We start from the raw sequence: 17,056 nt of genomic DNA, 5'->3' as shown, positions 1-17,056 counted from the left end.
TCCTCTTTATTCCTCTTGCAGCAGCTGCAGCAATTCCTCTGGTTTCATGGACAGGATCGCTCCGTCTGCCGAGCCGGTGACCGTCTCGGCAAGGTTCTGCTTTGCCTGCTGCAGCTCCACGATCTTTTCTTCAATGGTGTCCTGCGCAATGAGCTTGTACACCTGCACCGGATTGCGCTGGCCGATGCGGTAGGCGCGGTCGGTGGCCTGATTCTGCGCAGCCACGTTCCACCACGGGTCGTAGTGGATGACGATATCTGCCGCCGTCAGGTTCAGGCCGGTGCCGCCCGCCCGCAGCGAGATGAGGAATACATCCGCTTCGCCGCTGTTGAACCGGCGCACAAGCTCTGCACGCACCGGCTTTGGGGTGGAGCCCTGCAGGGTAAAGTGGCTCACGCCCGCTTCGTCCAGCCGTTTTGCCAGCAGTTCCAGCATGGAGGTGAACTGGCTGAACAGCAGGATGCGGTGTCCGCCCTCCACAGCAGCCGTCACCAGCTCCATGCAGGCATCCAGCTTGGCACTGCCGCCGTCCCAGTTGTCTGCCACAAGGCGCGGGTCGCAGCAGATCTCCCGCAGGCGCATGAGCACTGCGAACACCGCCATTTTATCCTCCGGCTTTGCAGCGCGCAGCTTTTCCCGCGCGTCCACCACAGCGGCAAGGTAGAGCTTGCGTTGCTGCTCGTCCAGCTCGATGCGGTGGAGATTCTCGGTCTTGGGGGGCAGCTCTTTGAGCACCTCGGACTTCATGCGCCGCAGGATGAACGGCCCGGTGAGCTGGTTCAAACGGCGCAGTGCGTCTTTGTCGTCCTCCTGCACGATAGGCTTTTCAAACCGGGCGCAGAAGGTCTTGTAGGACGGCAGATACCCCGGCATCAGGAAGGAGAAGATGCTCCACAATTCGCCCAAGCGGTTCTCCACCGGGGTGCCGGTAAGGGCAAACCGCACTTTGCTGTTCACCCCGCACACCGCCTTGTACTTTTGGGTAGTGTGGTTCTTGATGGCCTGCGCTTCGTCCAGAATGCAGGCGTAGAATTGCTGCCCGCTGTAAAGCTCCTCGTCCCGGCGCATCAGGTCATAGCTGGTCACCACAAGGTCGGCTTCCGCCCACTGCTTTGCCAGCTCTGCCCGGTGAGCAGCGTCGCCGTCCACAGCCACGCAGGAAAGCTGCGGCGTGAACTTCTGGCATTCCTCCTGCCAGTTGAGCACCAGCGATGCCGGGCAGACGATGAGGCTGGGCAGGCGCTGGCCGCTTTCCTTCATGGCCAGCAGGTAACTGAGCACCTGCACAGTCTTGCCAAGGCCCATATCGTCGGCCAGAATGCCGCCCATGCCGTAGCCGTCCAGCGTGCGCAGCCAGCGATAGCCATCCCGCTGGTACTTGCGCAGCACATTGTGCAGGCTTTCCGGCGGAGTATACTCGCTGTCCTTCACGGCGTGAAAGCTGCGGCTGATGCGGCGGAACGCATCGTCGCGGTTGAAACGCAGGCCGTTCTGGCCCGAGAGCGCCCAGTCGAGACTGGGTGCACGGTAGAGCGGCAGCTCGGCGTGGCCGCTCTTGAGCTTGGCCCCGGAAAGTTCCAGTGTATCGTTCAGTTCATCCAGCCCTTCCAGACTGTCGTCCAGCCGCAGCAGACGGCCGTCCCGCAGGCGGTGGTAGCGCTTTTTCTGGTGCAGGGAGCGCAGCAGGTCTTTCAGCTCTGCCACCGGGAACTCGCCGGTATCCACTTCCAGATCCAGCACACTGCCGTGCACCGAAACGCCCACCGTGATGCGAGGCGGCGCGGCCTGCAGGCTGCGGAAGGCATCCGTCAGGTATACTTCACCCTCGGCCAGCAGGGCCGGTACGCCCTCCTCCAACATGCGGTAGATCTCGTCCTCGTCAGCGGTGCCGTACACTTCCTCTCTGCCGCCCACACCGGGCTGCAGATAAGAGGCCAGCAGCCGCTTTGCCCGGCTCTCGGCGCGCACATCCCGCAAAAGCCCTGCCGGAGACGGCACAAACGGCGTGACCTTATCCTCCCCGTACAAAAACTCCGCGTGTGCTTCGATGCGGAAGCTGTCCGGTGCGTCCAGATAGAACTGCACCACCGGTTCCAGCGGGATCTGGTTCAGCAGCAGACGTTCCGGGTCCACGATGTTCAGCTTGCTGCCCAGCTCCGGCAGCACATAGCTGCAAAAGGCCGTGGCATCTGCGCTGGTAAAGAACAGGCTTTTGCCGCCCAGCGCCTGCAATGCGGGCAGGATGCGGGTGCACCCGGGCCGCTGCAGCCGCCAGAGCGTATCCTCGCTGAACAGGTAATCATAGTCAAGGCCCTGCACGCTGGCAAGGGCCGGGCTGCCTTCCACCTGCACACCGCCGCGGCGGCGCTCCACGGTCATGGTAATGACGGGCAGACCTTCCCGCAGCTCGTACCCGCCCAAAAAACCGGTATGCTCGTACAGCTGCACAAGGTCATCAAAGATCTCGCCGGTCAGAATCATGCCTCCCGCCGGGCCTTGTTCGGCCCCGCCGTACACCCGCACGGCGGCTTTGTCCATGCTCTGCCTTGCGTTCACCTGACGGCGCAGCAGCTGCAAAAGTGCACGGGACTCTTCATCAAAGGCATCCCACCGGTGCACAAAAGCCAGTGCCTTGCCGTAGCTGACGCTTTTGCCCATCTCGACGGCTTCCATCAGGTTCGGGATGCTTTTTACCACATACTGCCGCCCGCCGTCCGAGATGCGCAGCCGCAGCCATGGCTGTGCGCCGGGCACGAGGGTCAGCTCCGGTTCCAGATGGGCAAAGCCGGTGCGCTGGGCGGTCTCGTCCACACCAAGGTTTTCAAGGGCTGCTTCCTTGTAGGTATCCAGCAGCCTGCGGGCCTCGTGATCCGACACCGGCATTTCGCCGTGCCACTTTTTTCCAAACAGCATTTCCAGCCCGGAGGCATAGCTGTCCCGCCGGGCCGGTTCCGGGGCAAGGCCCGCCGCGCCGCGCACAACACCGGGAATCGCATCCGGCTTTGCCGCCGGTGCAGGGGCATTCTTTTCGGCATCGTCCAGCAGCAATGCGCCGATATGCTTGCAGTAGGTGCCCTCGCCGTTCTGGTTATACGGGCAGCTGCAGGACGCACTGACAAAGCTGCCGTTCTCCCGCAGCCATGCCTGCGTATAGTAATAGCTGCCGCCGCTGCCCTGTACCATGGCCGAAATATGCCGCACGCCATCGGCGTTCACGGTGCAGGTGCTCTGCTGGATGCGCTTGCGGTATTTCTTGGCCCGCTCAAAAATGTTGTCGCCCAAAAGCGTGCGGATCTCGTCTGCATCCATGGCTGTTTCCTCCCGGTTTGGCTGTAAAACCTTCTTATCTTATAAGAATACCGCACCCGCACCCCGGATGCAAGAGGGATCTGCCGCCCAATTTCCATACAAAAAAATCCCGCTCCTTTTCAGGAACGGGATCATTTTACGATCTTGGAATGCTGCGGGGATCACTTGACAGTCTTGCCAAGCTCAGCATCCGTCTCAATGGCGCGCTCACGGATCTTTTCCAGCGTCTGCTCACTGAGGATATGCTCTGCCTTGCAGGCATCTTCGGCAGCGGTCTTTTCGTCCACGCCCAGCTGCATAAAGAAGTGGGTCAGCAGACGGTGACGGCTATAGATGCGCTCTGCGATCTCGCGGCCCGGTGCCAGCAGGGTCAGGTTGCCCTCGCCGTCCACCGCGATATAGCCGTTCTCGCGCAGCTTCTTCATGGCAATGCTGACGCTGGCTTTGGTAAAGCCCAGCTCATTGACCACATCGATGGAGCGCACACGGCCCATCCGCTGGGTGAGCATAAGGATCGTTTCAAGATAATCTTCTGCGGATTGGTGGATCTGCATGGTATGTTTGCCTCCTGTCTGTGCCGGGATGCAAAGCACCACGGTTTCATATAGTACAAGATATCACACTTTTTGCCGATGTGCAAGCAATTCGCGGAAGTTTGTTAAAACAAACCAAATTTATCCTGCGCAAATCTGCTGTTTTGCCGTTTTTTAGTCGGCCGCGTTTTGTGCAAAGGCGATAAATTATTTTGCTTCCAGATATGCCGCCGGGCCGGACTGGTACAGGTCGCCGCCGTGGGCATCCAGGATCACCGTCAGCGGCATATCCTTCACAATCAGGCGGCGCACGGCTTCACAGCCAAGGTCCGGCCACGCGATCACTTCCAGCGTCTGCACGCTTTTTGCCATCAGCGCACCGGCCCCGCCAAGCGCTGCCAGATACACAGCCCCGTTGCGCACCACAGCCGCCTTTACGGCATCGTCCCGCTTGCCCTTGCCGATCATGATCTTGTTGCCAAGGTCCAGCAGACGGGGGCTCATGGCGTCCATACGGCCGCTGGTGGTGGGTCCCGCCGAGCCGATCACCTGGCCCGGGCGTTCCGGCGTGGGGCCAACGTAGTAGATGGCGCTGCCGGTCAGATCAAAGGGCAGCGGTTCGCCTTTTTCCAGTGCTTCGGTCATCCGCCTGTGGGCCTGATCGCGGGCAGTGTACACCACACCGGAAAGCAGCACGGTGTCGCCCGCCTTGAGCGGGGCAAGGTCCTCGGCCGTGCAGGGAGTTGTCAGTCTGTATTCCATCTTTGCCCCTCCTTACAGTTCCGCGCTTGCACGGCGGGTCACATGGCAGGAAATATTCACCGCCGCAGGCAGGCCCGCCACATGGGTAGGCATCTGCTCAATGGCAAGGCCCAGACAGGTGGTCCTGCCGCCAAAGCCCTGCGGGCCGATGCCCAGCTCGTTGATGGCGGCAAGCAGCTCCTGCTCCAGCTGTGCGTAATAGGGGTCGGGGTTCGGCACATCCAGCGGACGCAGCAGGGCCTTCTTTGCCAGATACGCCACCTTGTCAAAGCTGCCGCCCACGCCGATGCCCAGCACGATGGGCGGGCAGGGGTTGGAGCCTGCCAGCTTCACCGTGTCCAGCACGAACTTTTTGAAGCCCTCCACGCCATCGGCGGGCTTGAGCATTTTGATCTGGCTCATGTTCTCGCTGCCAAAGCCCTTGGGTGCCACCGTGATGCGGCAGCCCTCGCCGTCCACCAGATGCACTGTGATGGCCGCCGGGGTGTTGTCGCCGGTATTGCCCCGGCGCAAAGGGTCTGCCACGATGCTCTTGCGCAGGTAGCCGTCGGTGTAACCCCGGCGCACGCCCTCATGGATGGCAGCTTCAAAGCTGCCGTCAATGTGCACATCGGTGCCAAGCTCCACAAACACGCAGGCCATGCCGGTATCCTGACAGATGGGCAGGTTTTCTTCTTTTGCGGCGGAAAGGTTCGACCACAAAAGGTCGAGAGTGCTCTTTGCCAGCGGCCACGGCTCTTCCTGTCGGGCCTTGTCCAGCGCCGCCTGCACGTCCTGCGGCAGGCGGGTGTTGGCTTCGATGCACAGCCGTGCAACGGTATCCGTGATCTCCTGTGCGGAAATGGTTCTCATAAACGCTTCCTCCGCTTACAGACGGGCAACGCCGGTCTCGCGGGCAGCCTTTGCCACGGCATTTGCCACAGCTTCGGCCACGCGGGGGTCGAACGCACCGGGGATGATGTTCTCCTCGCTGCGGTCGGCATCGGTGATGAGGTCGGCGATAGCGTAGGCGGCGGCCAGCTTCATCTCATTGTTGATGTCCCGGGCGCGGACGCTCAGTGCGCCCTTGAACAGGCCGGGGAAGCACAGCACGTTGTTCACCTGATTGGGGAAGTCGCTGCGGCCGGTGGCCATCACCCGCACGCCGCCGGCCTTGGCCTCGTCCGGCATGATCTCCGGGGTGGGGTTGGCCATGGCAAAAACGATGGCATCCTTGTTCATGGTCTTGCACAGCTCAGTGGTCAGGATGCCGGGCTTGGAAACGCCGATGAACACATCGGCACCTTCCAGTGCTTCCTTCAGGCCGCCCTTGACCTGACGGGGATTGGTCACCTCACCCAGCCAGTTCTTGTGGGCTTCGGCGCTGTTGCAGCCCTTGTACAGGGTGCCGAACTGGTCCACTGCAATGATGTCCTTTGCACCGGCGGTCATGAGCATCTTGATGATGGCAGTACCGGCAGCACCGGGGCCGTTCAGCACGATGTGCACATCTTCCATCTTCTTGCCCACCACACGCAGGGCGTTGATGAGGGCAGCAGTAACGACGATAGCAGTGCCGTGCTGGTCATCGTGGAACACAGGGATGTCCAGCTCACGCTCCAGTGTTTCTTCGATCTCAAAGCACTCGGGGCTCTTGATGTCCTCCAGATTGATGCCGCCAAAGGTGGGCGCAATGGCCTTGCAGGCTGCAATCACGCTGGCAGCGTCGTGGGCATCGATGCAGATGGGGAAGGCATCCACGCCGCCGAACTCCTTGAACAGCACCGCCTTGCCCTCCATGACCGGCAGACCGGCTTCCGGGCCGATATCGCCCAAGCCCAGCACGGCGGTGCCGTTGGAAACGACTGCCACCATATTGCCCTTGAAGGTGTACTTATACACGTCGTCGGGGTTTTCCTTGATCTTGCGGCAGGGTTCGGCCACACCGGGAGTGTAGGCGGTGGACAGGTCATCGCGGGTGGCGACCTCCACCTTGCTTACGATGCCCACCTTGCCCTTGTGGGTCTCGTGCATTTCCAGAGCAGCTTTATTGTAATCCATTTGAATTTCCTCCAATATCTTACCGTCCTCGCCCTCTCCATTGCACAGCGATGACGGAAGGAGGAACTCCTCCAGTCTCGCATACGCTCGACAACCCCCTCAGGGAGGGGCCTTATATTCCCGGGAAGGCTCACTTATTTTTATTGTAACAGAACCGCCCGCCCATTTCCACCGGTTTTGGTCACTTTTGCGCCTATAGACGGGCAAAAGTGATACAAACCCGCCGCAGGATTTGTGGAAATTTTGCAAAGAACTTTCCTTTTGCCGTCAGAACGTATATAATAAATGGGTATCTGTTCTGCCTGTACCGGTCTTTTGCTGTGCATCAGGCCGATTTTTATGGAGGTATTTCTTTTGAAAAACAACACCAAAAAACTCCTGTGCATCCTGCTGGCCATCGCCGCAGCGGTGTGCGTCATTTTTGCCTGTTTCATGCTGACAAAGCACAAGCAGACCGACAGCGCTTCTTCAGCTGCCGCATCCGTCTCGCAGTTTGGCTCTGTTGCCGACTTCGACTACGAGGCCTTTGATTACAGCGATGGTCTGGACGAAAACGGCTATTGGAGCGGCATCAAAGCGCTGGATTATGTGACCCTGCCGGAGGACTTCGGCTCCATCGCCCTGAAGGAGAACGACCTGACCCCCACCGAAGATGAACTGCAGCAGCAGGTGGACAACCTGCTGAACCAGTACACCTCTTCCCAGCCCGTTACCGGCCGTTCCGCCCAGAGCGGAGATGTTGCCAACATTGATTACACCGGCACCGTAGACGGCGTGGCCTTTACCGGCGGCACTGCCACCGGCTACGACCTGACCCTTGGCAGCGGTTCCTTCATCGATGGCTTTGAGGACCAGATCATCGGGCACAATGTGGGCGATACCTTTGATGTGACCGTCACCTTCCCGGACGGCTACGGCGATTCCACCGATGCCGAGGGCAACACGATCACCCTCAGCGGCAAGGAAGCCGTGTTCAGCGTGACCCTGAACTCCATTTCCGAAAGCGTGACCCCCGAGCTGACCGACGAGTGGGTGGACTCCAACTTTGGCACCAGCGATGATCTGCACACCGTCGATGCCCTGCGCAGCTACTTTAACGATGCGCTGTATGCCACCAACTATGAGAACGCCATCGTGGACTACCTGATGTCGAACTCCACCTTCAAGGAGCTGCCCAGCGAGATCACCAACTATTACATCCGCATGTTCCTGAACTACTACAACCAGTACGCCACCGCCTACGGCATGGATCTGAATGCTTTTGCCCAGACGCAGGGCTACACCGATGCCGATGCCATGCTGGCCGCTTCGGATGCCTACTTTGAGCATCTGGCAAAGCAGGATCTGATCTTTCAGGCCGTGGCCGAAGCCAAGAGCCTTGCTCCCACGCAGGAAGAACTGGACGACGCCAGCAGCACCTATGCCGACACCTACGGTGAGAACCGTGCGCACCTGAACGCCCTGCAGTCCTGTGTGCTGGACTGGCTGGAAGAGAATTCCACTGTAGCGTAAAAACACAGGAACCATTTAGAATGCCCTCCGCTCTGGGCATATTTAGAGGAAAATTTATCTTTCATTTGCAGCTCCGAAAAGCCTGCGGGCTTTTCGGAGCTGCTTTTTTCACAGGAAGGGTCGGAGCTTTCAGATGCTGTTTTTCTTTGCGGCCCCTTCTGGGAAAAAGCAATACCGGACAGACCGCAGTCTGTCCGGTATTGCTCTAATAAAAAATAGTATTTCCGCTATTTATGCCCAGAGCGGAGCGGAGGGCATTTTCAAATCGTCAGGCTATCTCTTTCTTTCCGCCGTTCAGCTTCCAGAGCAGCCATGCATAGAAGTAATTCATCAGCAGGATGGCGATGCACCACAGCACCGATGCCTGCACGCTCTGGTCATACACCTTCATAAAGGGATACGGCCCATCCACCACGCGCTGGATGTTCAGCCACAAAATGATGCCGCCATACAGCACCGTGGGCAGCAGCGCCCACTTGACCGTGCTGCGGGGCAGGCGCGGTGTGCGCTCCAGCAGCACAAAGGAGAAGATGGCCGCCAGCGGGTTGAGCAGGTGATGGTACAGCATGGAGCTGGTGCACAGCATGATGTACCAGCCGTTGCCGTCCTCATACATGGGACCCAGCACGAACACCACCGTGAGAAAGGTCATGGTCAGGCAGCAGGTGGCGATATACTTGAGGGTGTGCAGCCAGCGCGGCAGTTCCCTGCCGGTAAAGATGCACACCAGCTGGCTCACCGCCACCATGGCGCAGATGCAGGCCGAAAGGATATTGGAATCCTCCGTGTAGAAAATGAACATCTGCTCTTTGCCCCAATCCCAGCTCATGGGCAGGGCAATGGGCTCCGCCCAGACGATGAACAGATTCAGTGCGATGGAGAGCAGGCGGCGCGCCGTATCAGCAAATTTTTTCATGGAAAGCCTTTCCGTCTTGTAATATTTCCTCGAAAATTTGAAAAAGGGCAGGTCTCCCTGCCCTTTTTCAAAAAACGCTTTATTTTGCGGTGTTGATGAAGCTGCGGTTGTCCCACAGGTATTTGATGCCGGAAATGGCCGTCACGGCAGCCACCAGCCAGCACAGCACCACCGAGGCTCCCACAACCATGACCGTGGCATCCCAGGACACATTCGCCGCAATCGCCATGCCAAAGAAGTAGAAGATGATGCTCAGCATCTGCAGCACAGTCTTCACCTTGCCCCACATGTTGGCAGCGATCACCTTGCCGTCCTTGGCGCCGGCAGCCACCATGCGCAGGCCGGACACGGCAAATTCGCGGGCCAGAATGATGCACAGCACCACCGGGCTGCACACGCCGTCCCGCATCATGTAGATGAAGGCCACGGTGGTCAGCAGCTTGTCGGCCAGCGGGTCGGCAAACTTGCCAAAGTCGGTCACCATGTTCCACTTGCGGGCCAGATGGCCGTCCAGAAAATCGGTAAAGCTGGCGGCAGCAAAAACGATGCCTGCGATCAGGTAATACATCGGCTGGAAGGAGCCATCCGCGATGCCGCTCAGACCGGTCAGGGACGCAAAGATCATGAACACGGGCACCAGCAGGATGCGGGTCAGGGTAAGTTTATTGGGCAGATTCATACAGATTCCTCCAATTTGTTATTTTGCAACAGTACCATACAGATCGTAAAGGTCGCTGTCGTCCACCAGAACATCGTAGAACTGGCCGGGGTACAGCGGTTCCTCGCTGGAAACACACACATTGCCGTCCACCTCAGGAGCATCGCCGGTAGTGCGGCACAGATACAGGCCGCTCTCCTCGTCGATGCCGTCGCAAAGCACATGCACGGTCTGGCCCACCTTTTCGGCCTGCTTCTGGGCCATGATGCCGGTCTGGATCTGCATCACAAGTTCGGCGCGCTTGTCCTTGGTCTCCTGATCGATCTGGCCGTCCATCTTGGCAGCAACGGTGTTCTCCTCGGCAGAGTAGGCAAAGCAGCCCAGACGATCAAACTTTACTTCCTTGACAAAATTGCACAGATCCTCGAACTGCTCCTCGGTCTCGCCGGGGAAGCCTGCGATCAGAGTGGTGCGCAGGGTGATGCCGGGGATCTCGCGGCGCAGCTTGCCGATCACCTCCAGCAGCTCGGCACGGTTGGAGCGGCGGTTCATATTCTTGAGGATGGTGTCATTGCAGTGCTGGATGGGCAGATCGAGGTAGGGCACCACCTTCTCATTGCGCTTCATGGCGGCAATGAACTCATCCGTGATGCGCTCCGGGTAAGCGTACATAATGCGGATCCACTCGAGGCCCGGCACCTTGTTCAGCTTATCCAGCAGCTCGCAGATGCTGCCGGGCTTGCCCCAGTCCTCGCCGTAAGCGGTGGGGTCCTGTGCGACCACGATCAGCTCTTTCACACCCTCACCGGCCAGCCAGCGGGCTTCGGCCACGCAGTCGGCCATATCGCGGCTGTGCAGCGGGCCGCGGATGCCGGGGATGGCGCAGTAGTGGCAGCGGTTGTTGCAGCCTTCAGCGATCTTTAAGTACGCATAGTGGGCAGGCGTGCCGATGACACGCTTGCCGCCCAGCGGAAAGTCCTTTTTGGCACCGTAGCTTTCCAGATGGTCCTCACCATGGAACAGGCGGGCCACGATGGTGTCGATGGCCTTGTTGGAGGCACAGCCCACCACCGCGTCCACCTCGGGGATCTCTTCCTCGATCTGGCTGCGGTAGCGCTCGGCAAGACAGCCGGTGACGATAACCTTCAGCTCCGGGTTCTGCTGCTTGTAGGAGCAGGCTTCCAGAATGTTTTCAATGGCTTCGGTCTTGGCGCTCTCGATGAAGCCGCAGGTGTTCACAAGGATCACATCTGCTTCGGCCAGATCGGCCACGGTCTCGTGGCCGGCAGACAGCAGGATGTGCACCATCACATCCAGATCGACCTGATTCTTGGGGCAGCCAAGGGAAATACACGCAATTTTCATAGGGGATGATACTCTCTTTCTCTTTTGAGGGGTGCTTTTTATTCTTCTTCCGCTCTTTTTATCGCTTCTTTTATGACCGAATACGCAAAGCCGCGGCGCTGCAGGGCAGCCACCACAAGGTCGCGGCGGCCATCGGCCAGCTTTTTCATGTAGCGGCTGCGCACCAGAGCGGCGGCAGCTTCCAGCTCCGGGCTTTCGCCGTCTGCGTCCGGGGCATAGACGCTTTCCAGCGCCTGCTCGATCTGCGCGCCGGAAAGGCCCTTCTGCCGCAGGTTCTGGGCCGCCGCACGGCGGCTCTTGCGGGCGGCAAGCAGGCTGTGTGCCCGGGCTTCGGCATAGCGGTCATCGTTTACGTAATCCAGCTCCACCATCTCAGCCACAGCAGCCGCTGCAGCCTGCTCGGTAAAGCCATAGCACAGCCGTTCATACAGCTGTGCCGAGGACATCTCGCGCGAGGCCAGCGCATCCAGTGCGCGGGCGCGGGCCTTGGCCGGGTCGGCGCACTTTTCTTCTTCCTGCTTCGGGCGGCGGCGTTTATAAAAGGACATTTAGTCCTCCACCATGATATCCAGTTCGCTCTCGCTGCTGCGGGCAGGAGCCTTGACCACCGGCTCCTTGGCATCTGCAGCCTTGGCAGGTTCCTCGGCCTTGGCCGCAGCGCCCTTGCCTGCCGGGCGGCGGGATGCGTACAGCTTATCGGCATTGGCGCGGATCTGGCCCTCGATGTCGTTTGCGATCTCGGGATTGTCCTTCAGGAACTGCTTTGCGTTGTCACGGCCCTGACCCAGACGGATATCGCCATAGTTGAACCATGCGCCGCTCTTCTGCACGATGCCCAGCTTCACGCCCACATCAATGAGTTCGCTCATCTTGGAAATGCCCTCGCCGAACATGATATCGAACTCTGCCTCACGGAACGGAGGTGCCACCTTATTCTTGACGATCTTGGCGCGGGTGTGGTTGCCGATGAACTGGCCGGAAGAGTCCTTCAGGCCCTCCACGCGGCGGATGTCGATGCGCACCGAGGCGTAATATTTCAGGGCGCGGCCGCCGGTGGTGACCTCCGGGTTGCCGTACATCACGCCCACTTTTTCACGCAGCTGGTTGATGAAGACGCAGACCGTGTTGGTCTTGCCGATGACCGAAGTCAGCTTGCGCATGGCCTGACTCATCAGGCGGGCCTGCAGGCCCACATGGCTGTCGCCCATTTCGCCCTCGATCTCAGCCCTCGGCACCATGGCGGCAACCGAGTCCACCACGATGGCATCGATGGCACCGGAGCGCACCAGTGCTTCGCAGATTTCCATGGCCTGCTCGCCGGTGTCCGGCTGGCTGACCAGCAGATTGTTGATATCCACGCCCAGCGCTTCGGCATAGGTGGGGTCCAGTGCGTGCTCCACGTCAATGAAGGCCACTTCGCCGCCCTGCTTCTGGGCTTCGGCCAGAATGTGCAGAGCCAGCGTGGTCTTACCACTGGATTCCGGGCCGTACACCTCAATGATGCGGCCGCGGGGCACACCGCCCACACCCAGAGCCAGATCCAGACCCAGACTGCCGGTGGAAATGGCATCCACCTGCATGGAGGCGTTATCACCCAGCTTCATCACGGCACCCTTGCCGAACTGCTTTTCGATCTGGGCCAGCGCAGTGGCCAGCGCATCCTTTTTGGCCTCCGGCTCGGTCTTTTTGGTCGCCGGGGCAACGGTGTTGTTGTTCTGATTTTTTGCCATAGCGTGCTGCTCCTTTTCTTCCTGCTGCCCGCCGTGCGCGGGCTGTCCGTATACTTTCCAGTATAGTATACCACAAAATCAAAATATTACAACAAGAAGTTGTTTCTATTTTCATTTTTATTTTTCGGGTCTGTGGGCGATCATGCACCGGTCATTGCCGCCAAAATCCTTGCGGCACTCAATGTCTGCCCAGCCGTTTGCAGCCAGCAGTGCCGCCACAGCCTGCCGCTGCTGCCAGCCGATCTCCAGCACCAGCGCTCCGCCGGGCCGCAGTGCATTCTGGTAATGCTCTGCAAGGGCACGGTAAAACACAAGGCCGTCCTCCCCCGCTTCCAGCGCCATGGCCGGTTCCTGCGCCACCTCCGGCTGCAGATGCCGCATCTCCTCGGCGGTGAGGTAGGGCGGGTTGGATACGATCAGATCAAGCTGCCCTTCCGGCAGGCCCTGCCAGTATGTGAACAGGTCGCCCTCCACCGGCTGCACCGCATAGGCTGGCTTTGCCTTTGCGCGCAGAGCGTTCAGCGCCGGCCCCCAGTCAAAGGCCGGGGCATCTGCCTGCTCAAACGCGGTAGGCTCCAGCAAGTCCTCCGTCTGCCCGCCCTGCCCTTTCAGGGCGCAGCGGCAGTTCTTTTCCAGATAAACAAAGGCTTCCGGGCTTTTTTCCACGCAGGTCACCTGCGCCGCCGGACAGAAGCGCTTGACGCCCAGCCCCAAACAGCCGGTCCCCGCGCAGAGATCCAGCACCCGGGGCGCTGCAATGCCCGTCAGGGTATTGGCAGCCGCTTCCGCTACCACCTCAGTGTCTGCCCGGGGGCAGAGCACACCGGGGCCAACGGCAAGGTCAAAATCCAGAAAGCTCCAGATCCCGCACAGGTATTGCAGCGGTTCCCGCTGCTCACGGCGCGTGCAGAGGGCTTCCAGCTTTTCCGCTTCCTCTGTGGTCAGCACCCGGTCGGAAAGGCGGGCATCCCGCCCGGCTGCCACGCGGAACAGCTCCCGTGCATCGTAATCGGCATCCGGACACCCTGCAGCGGAAAGCCGGGCTTCCACGGCCCGCACCGCTTCGCGCGGGGTCAAACCAGCAATTACCATCTGCCATCCTCCGGGTCCTCGGGCAGCACAGGGGTCACAGCGGCAATGGCCACCTCGATCATGCTGTCGTCCGGTTCAAACACGGTCAGGTGCTGCACCCAGATACCGGGCTGGCGGATGATGCGGGTGGCAATGTTATCGGACCGGCCGCACCACTTGAGCAGCTCATAGCTGATGCCCATGACCAGCGGCAGAAGCAGCAGCTTGAACAGCACCCGCAGGCCGATGCTGCCCCACGGCAGCACGCTGTAGAGGAACACGCTGACGATGACCACCAGAATGAGGAAACTGGTGCCGCAGCGCGGATGGAACCGAGTGTACTTGCGCACATTCTCCACGGTCAGCTCATCACCGGCCTCATAGCAGGCAATGGTCTTGTGCTCGGCACCGTGGTACTCAAACACGCGGTGGATCTCCTTCATCTTGGAGATGGCCACCATATAGGTGAGGAAGATGCCAACTTTCAGCACCGCTTCCAGCACCACCTTGGCCCAACGGCCCAATGTTACAAAGTGGTTCACACCGCCCACGATGAGGGTGGGCAGCACGGTGAACAGCAAAATCGCCAGCAGGCCGCCCAGTACGGCGGCACAGGCCAGCAGTGCGTCCTCTGCCTTTTTGCCCAAGTGGTCGCCCACCCATTTTTCAAAGGCAGTCTCTTCCTCTTCGGGGTCGTAGTCGTCACCCATGCTCACCTGAGCCGAGTACATCATGTAGCGGTAGCCCACGATCAGGCTTTCGATCATGGAGATGGCACCGCGCACCAGCGGGATCTTTGTCCAGATGCCGTGGTTCTTCACAGGGTCGATCTTGGTCTCAATGGTGCCGTCCGGCTTGCGCACGGCGCAGCAGATGAGCTTCGGGCCGCGCATCATGATGCCTTCCATCAGCGCCTGCCCGCCGACGCTAGTCTTAAAACGTTCCTTTTTGGGTTGATTCATTGGGTTCTCCTATCGGATCATATTTTTCTCGACCATTTTACCACAGAATTGTGACAAAATCTTCACGCCTTATGGTACAGCGGCAAGCCCAGTGTGACCACTGTGCCCCGGCCCAGCGTGCTCTTGATGTCCATGGTGCCGTCCAGTGCAGTCATGATGGAATCCACCAGCGCAAGGCCGATGCCGCTGCCGCGCACCGAATTGCTGCCCTTGTAGAACTTGGTCTTGACATTCTCAAGGTCTTCCGGCGGGATGCCGCGGCCCTGATCGATGATCTCCGCAAAAGCCTTGTATTCGCCCGCCCACAGCTTGACCGTGATGCGTCCGCCGGGGGCCGAGTACTTGATGGCGTTGTCCATGATGTTGATGAACACCTGCCGCAGACGGTCCGGGTCGGCATAGACCGGGATCATCTCCTCCGGCTCGGTGTAGCTGAGCACAAGGCCCTCGCGCTGGATGCGCGCTTCACAGAACAGCACCGCATCGGTCAGCTCTGCCACAAGGTCCAGCGGGCGGCAGTCCATACGGATGCGGCCGTTCTGCAGACGGCTGAAATCCAGCAGCTCTTCCACCATGTTGTACAGGCGGCCCGTCTCATTGTTGATGATCTCAAGGCCCTTGCGGTAGTTCTCGTCTGCCGGGTCGTCCAGTGTGCGCAGGGTCTCCACCCAGCCCCGGATGGAGGTGAGCGGTGTGCGCAGCTCGTGAGAGACGGAACTGATGAACTCGTTCTTCATCTTCTCGGTCTCTTCCAGCCCTTCGGCCATCTGGTTGATGGTGCCGCGCAGGCGGTCCACCTCGTCGTGCTCATTGCCAGTGACCGGCAGGCGCACATCCAGCTCACCCCGGGCGATGCTGGCTGCGGTGCGCTCCACCTGTCCCAGCGGCACCACGATGCTGCGGATGAAGTACAGGCCGGACATCACGGTGAAAGCAAGGATCACCGCCGCGATCACAACACTTACCGCGAGGGCGTTCTTGATCTGCGCTCCCACAAGGGTCAGGCTGGTGACAAGACGCATCGCCGCCACATCCTCGGCGGCATAGGGCACCAGATAGCAGGTGGCCATCACCAGCTCACCGGACTGGGTGCGGTAGACCGCCACACCAAGGCCATCAGAAGCCTCCTGCGCCTGCTCAAAGTCGATGCCGGTCACAATGCCGTCCGCATTTGTGCCGCTGGAGGACGCAATGACCCCGCCATAGCTGTCCAGCAGCATGAACTCGTATTTGTCCTTATCGGCAAACTGCTCCACCATGCGGCGCAGGGCCACGCTGCGGGTAGCCGCCGTGCTCTGCACCGTATCGCCGGTGTACATTTTCAGCTGGCCGGACACCGAAGAGAACCGCCGGTACATGGTCTGCTGCACGCTGTTATAATAGCTGCGTGTGTAGTTGTACAGGAACATGGTTTCGGCCAGCAGCACCAGCAGCACGGTGATGAGCAGGTTGCCCCGCAGCCACCGGCGGGTGATCCCGCTTCTCATTCTTCCCATCTGTAACCGTAACCCCACACAGTAAGGATATGGGTGGGATGGCTGGGTTCATCCTCCACCTTCATGCGCAGACGGCGGATGTTCACATCCACGATCTTCACGTCACCAAAATAGTTCTCGCCCCACACACCCTTCAAGATCTTCTCGCGCACCAGCGCAATGCCGGGGTTGCGGAAGAACAGCTCCATGATCTGGAATTCCACCTGCGTCAGCTCAATAGGCTGGCCTGCCTTGAGCAGCACGCGGCGGTTTTCGTCCAGCACAAATTCGCCGCTGGTGAGCATCCCCAGCGGGTTTTCCTTTTCTTTTTCGTCCCCGCCTGCAGTACGGCCGACGCGGCGGCACAGCGCTTTCACACGGGCCAGCAGTTCGCTTACGCTGAAAGGCTTGGTCATATAGTCATCGGCACCAATAGAAAGGCCGCGGATCTTGTCCTGCTCCTGTCCCTTGGCGCTGAGGATGATAATGCCGATCTTCTGATCGGTGCGGCGGATGGTCTCGCACAGGGAGAAGCCGTTCATGCCCGGCAGCATCACATCCAGAATGGCCGCATCGCAGCCCGGCTTCTTCTCCAGCAGCGGCAGAGCCGCCTCGGCGCTTTCGGCCTCCACAGCCTCCATGCCCGCAAGGCGCAGGTTCAGCGCGATCATCTCGCGGATGTTGGCTTCATCTTCAACGACAAGCACTCGTACCATGAACTGT

15 protein-coding genes are annotated in these 17,056 nt (G+C 59.9%); 1 reads left to right on the top strand and 14 read right to left on the bottom strand.

The annotated features are described in order from the left end of the window. Window positions 1-6 precede the first annotated feature (6 nt). The 5 genes from GKG34_RS12015 to GKG34_RS11995 form a co-directional block, all read right to left on the bottom strand. A complete protein-coding gene (locus GKG34_RS12015) occupies window positions 7-3,309 on the bottom strand; it encodes a DEAD/DEAH box helicase (RefSeq protein WP_154256330.1) in 3,303 nt (1,100 codons plus the stop codon). 161 nt (window positions 3,310-3,470) lie between these two features. Then, window positions 3,471-3,863, bottom strand: a complete 393-nt coding sequence (locus GKG34_RS12010) for a metal-dependent transcriptional regulator (RefSeq protein ID WP_005937910.1) — start codon at window positions 3,861-3,863, stop codon at window positions 3,471-3,473. Between the two features lie 186 nt (window positions 3,864-4,049). Then, window positions 4,050-4,604 (bottom strand): Fe-S-containing hydro-lyase, encoded by a 555-nt coding sequence (locus tag GKG34_RS12005; protein ID WP_097774412.1) that lies wholly within the window; start codon window positions 4,602-4,604, stop codon window positions 4,050-4,052. Window positions 4,605-4,616: 12 nt separating this feature from the next. After that, window positions 4,617-5,456 (bottom strand): fumarate hydratase, encoded by an 840-nt coding sequence (locus GKG34_RS12000; RefSeq protein WP_097774411.1) that lies wholly within the window; start codon window positions 5,454-5,456, stop codon window positions 4,617-4,619. A gap of 15 nt (window positions 5,457-5,471) precedes the next feature. Then, window positions 5,472-6,644, bottom strand: coding sequence for a malic enzyme-like NAD(P)-binding protein (locus GKG34_RS11995; RefSeq protein WP_005937919.1), 1,173 nt, complete (start codon window positions 6,642-6,644; stop codon window positions 5,472-5,474). A 354-nt stretch (window positions 6,645-6,998) separates the two neighbouring features. Here GKG34_RS11995 and GKG34_RS11990 point away from each other — a divergent pair, with 354 nt between their 5' ends. Then, entirely contained in the window at window positions 6,999-8,156 is a 1,158-nt protein-coding gene (locus GKG34_RS11990) for a trigger factor (RefSeq protein ID WP_243139261.1), read from the top strand. Window positions 8,157-8,424: 268 nt separating this feature from the next. Here GKG34_RS11990 and GKG34_RS11985 read toward each other — a convergent pair whose 3' ends face one another. From GKG34_RS11985 to GKG34_RS11945, 9 genes are all read right to left on the bottom strand, one after another. Further along, window positions 8,425-9,072 carry a hypothetical protein gene (locus GKG34_RS11985; RefSeq protein WP_154256326.1) on the bottom strand — a complete coding sequence of 216 codons (648 nt, stop codon included), beginning with the start codon at window positions 9,070-9,072 and terminating at the stop codon, window positions 8,425-8,427. Between the two features lie 79 nt (window positions 9,073-9,151). Beyond that, window positions 9,152-9,751: a CDP-diacylglycerol--glycerol-3-phosphate 3-phosphatidyltransferase gene (pgsA, locus tag GKG34_RS11980; RefSeq protein ID WP_154256324.1), complete on the bottom strand. Its 600-nt coding sequence runs from the start codon at window positions 9,749-9,751 to the stop codon at window positions 9,152-9,154. 18 nt (window positions 9,752-9,769) lie between these two features. Beyond that, a complete protein-coding gene (rimO, locus tag GKG34_RS11975; protein WP_097774406.1) occupies window positions 9,770-11,095 on the bottom strand; it encodes a 30S ribosomal protein S12 methylthiotransferase RimO in 1,326 nt (441 codons plus the stop codon). Window positions 11,096-11,133: 38 nt separating this feature from the next. After that, window positions 11,134-11,643, bottom strand: a complete 510-nt coding sequence (locus GKG34_RS11970; protein ID WP_097774405.1) for a RecX family transcriptional regulator — start codon at window positions 11,641-11,643, stop codon at window positions 11,134-11,136. Next, window positions 11,644-12,825, bottom strand: a complete 1,182-nt coding sequence (gene recA / locus GKG34_RS11965) for a recombinase RecA (RefSeq protein ID WP_005937946.1) — start codon at window positions 12,823-12,825, stop codon at window positions 11,644-11,646. A 117-nt stretch (window positions 12,826-12,942) separates the two neighbouring features. Then, window positions 12,943-13,917 carry a HemK/PrmC family methyltransferase gene (locus tag GKG34_RS11960; RefSeq protein ID WP_154256322.1) on the bottom strand — a complete coding sequence of 325 codons (975 nt, stop codon included), beginning with the start codon at window positions 13,915-13,917 and terminating at the stop codon, window positions 12,943-12,945. Further along, window positions 13,911-14,858: a DUF1385 domain-containing protein gene (locus tag GKG34_RS11955; protein WP_005937952.1), complete on the bottom strand. Its 948-nt coding sequence runs from the start codon at window positions 14,856-14,858 to the stop codon at window positions 13,911-13,913. Before GKG34_RS11955 ends, GKG34_RS11960 begins: the two co-directional genes overlap by 7 nt. 62 nt (window positions 14,859-14,920) lie before the next feature. After that, on the bottom strand, window positions 14,921-16,345 hold the full coding sequence (locus GKG34_RS11950) for a HAMP domain-containing sensor histidine kinase (RefSeq protein ID WP_154256320.1): 1,425 nt from the start codon (window positions 16,343-16,345) through the stop codon (window positions 14,921-14,923). Further along, window positions 16,342-17,049, bottom strand: a complete 708-nt coding sequence (locus tag GKG34_RS11945) for a response regulator transcription factor (protein WP_005937958.1) — start codon at window positions 17,047-17,049, stop codon at window positions 16,342-16,344. Before GKG34_RS11945 ends, GKG34_RS11950 begins: the two co-directional genes overlap by 4 nt. Window positions 17,050-17,056 lie beyond the last annotated feature (7 nt).

Origin of the sequence: Faecalibacterium sp. BIOML-A4 (genome assembly GCF_009679665.1) — a bacterium.
GTDB lineage: Bacteria > Bacillota > Clostridia > Oscillospirales > Ruminococcaceae > Faecalibacterium > Faecalibacterium taiwanense.
The sequence above is the reverse complement of the archived record's forward strand: the minus strand, read 5'-3'. Positions and strand labels throughout refer to the sequence as shown.

Bases quoted from the DNA above. Each gene is read 5' to 3' on its own strand.
- GKG34_RS12015 (WP_154256330.1), bottom strand. From the start codon at position 3,309: ATGGATGCAGACGAGATCCGCACGCTTTTGGGCGACAACATTTTTGAG.
- GKG34_RS12010 (WP_005937910.1), bottom strand. From the start codon at position 3,863: ATGCAGATCCACCAATCCGCAGAAGATTATCTTGAAACGATCCTTATG.
- GKG34_RS12005 (WP_097774412.1), bottom strand. From the start codon at position 4,604: ATGGAATACAGACTGACAACTCCCTGCACGGCCGAGGACCTTGCCCCG.
- GKG34_RS12000 (WP_097774411.1), bottom strand. From the start codon at position 5,456: ATGAGAACCATTTCCGCACAGGAGATCACGGATACCGTTGCACGGCTG.
- GKG34_RS11995 (WP_005937919.1), bottom strand. From the start codon at position 6,644: ATGGATTACAATAAAGCTGCTCTGGAAATGCACGAGACCCACAAGGGC.
- GKG34_RS11985 (WP_154256326.1), bottom strand. From the start codon at position 9,072: ATGAAAAAATTTGCTGATACGGCGCGCCGCCTGCTCTCCATCGCACTG.
- pgsA (WP_154256324.1), bottom strand. From the start codon at position 9,751: ATGAATCTGCCCAATAAACTTACCCTGACCCGCATCCTGCTGGTGCCC.
- rimO (WP_097774406.1), bottom strand. From the start codon at position 11,095: ATGAAAATTGCGTGTATTTCCCTTGGCTGCCCCAAGAATCAGGTCGAT.
- GKG34_RS11970 (WP_097774405.1), bottom strand. From the start codon at position 11,643: ATGTCCTTTTATAAACGCCGCCGCCCGAAGCAGGAAGAAGAAAAGTGC.
- recA (WP_005937946.1), bottom strand. From the start codon at position 12,825: ATGGCAAAAAATCAGAACAACAACACCGTTGCCCCGGCGACCAAAAAG.
- GKG34_RS11960 (WP_154256322.1), bottom strand. From the start codon at position 13,917: ATGGTAATTGCTGGTTTGACCCCGCGCGAAGCGGTGCGGGCCGTGGAA.
- GKG34_RS11955 (WP_005937952.1), bottom strand. From the start codon at position 14,858: ATGAATCAACCCAAAAAGGAACGTTTTAAGACTAGCGTCGGCGGGCAG.
- GKG34_RS11950 (WP_154256320.1), bottom strand. From the start codon at position 16,345: ATGAGAAGCGGGATCACCCGCCGGTGGCTGCGGGGCAACCTGCTCATC.
- GKG34_RS11945 (WP_005937958.1), bottom strand. From the start codon at position 17,049: ATGGTACGAGTGCTTGTCGTTGAAGATGAAGCCAACATCCGCGAGATG.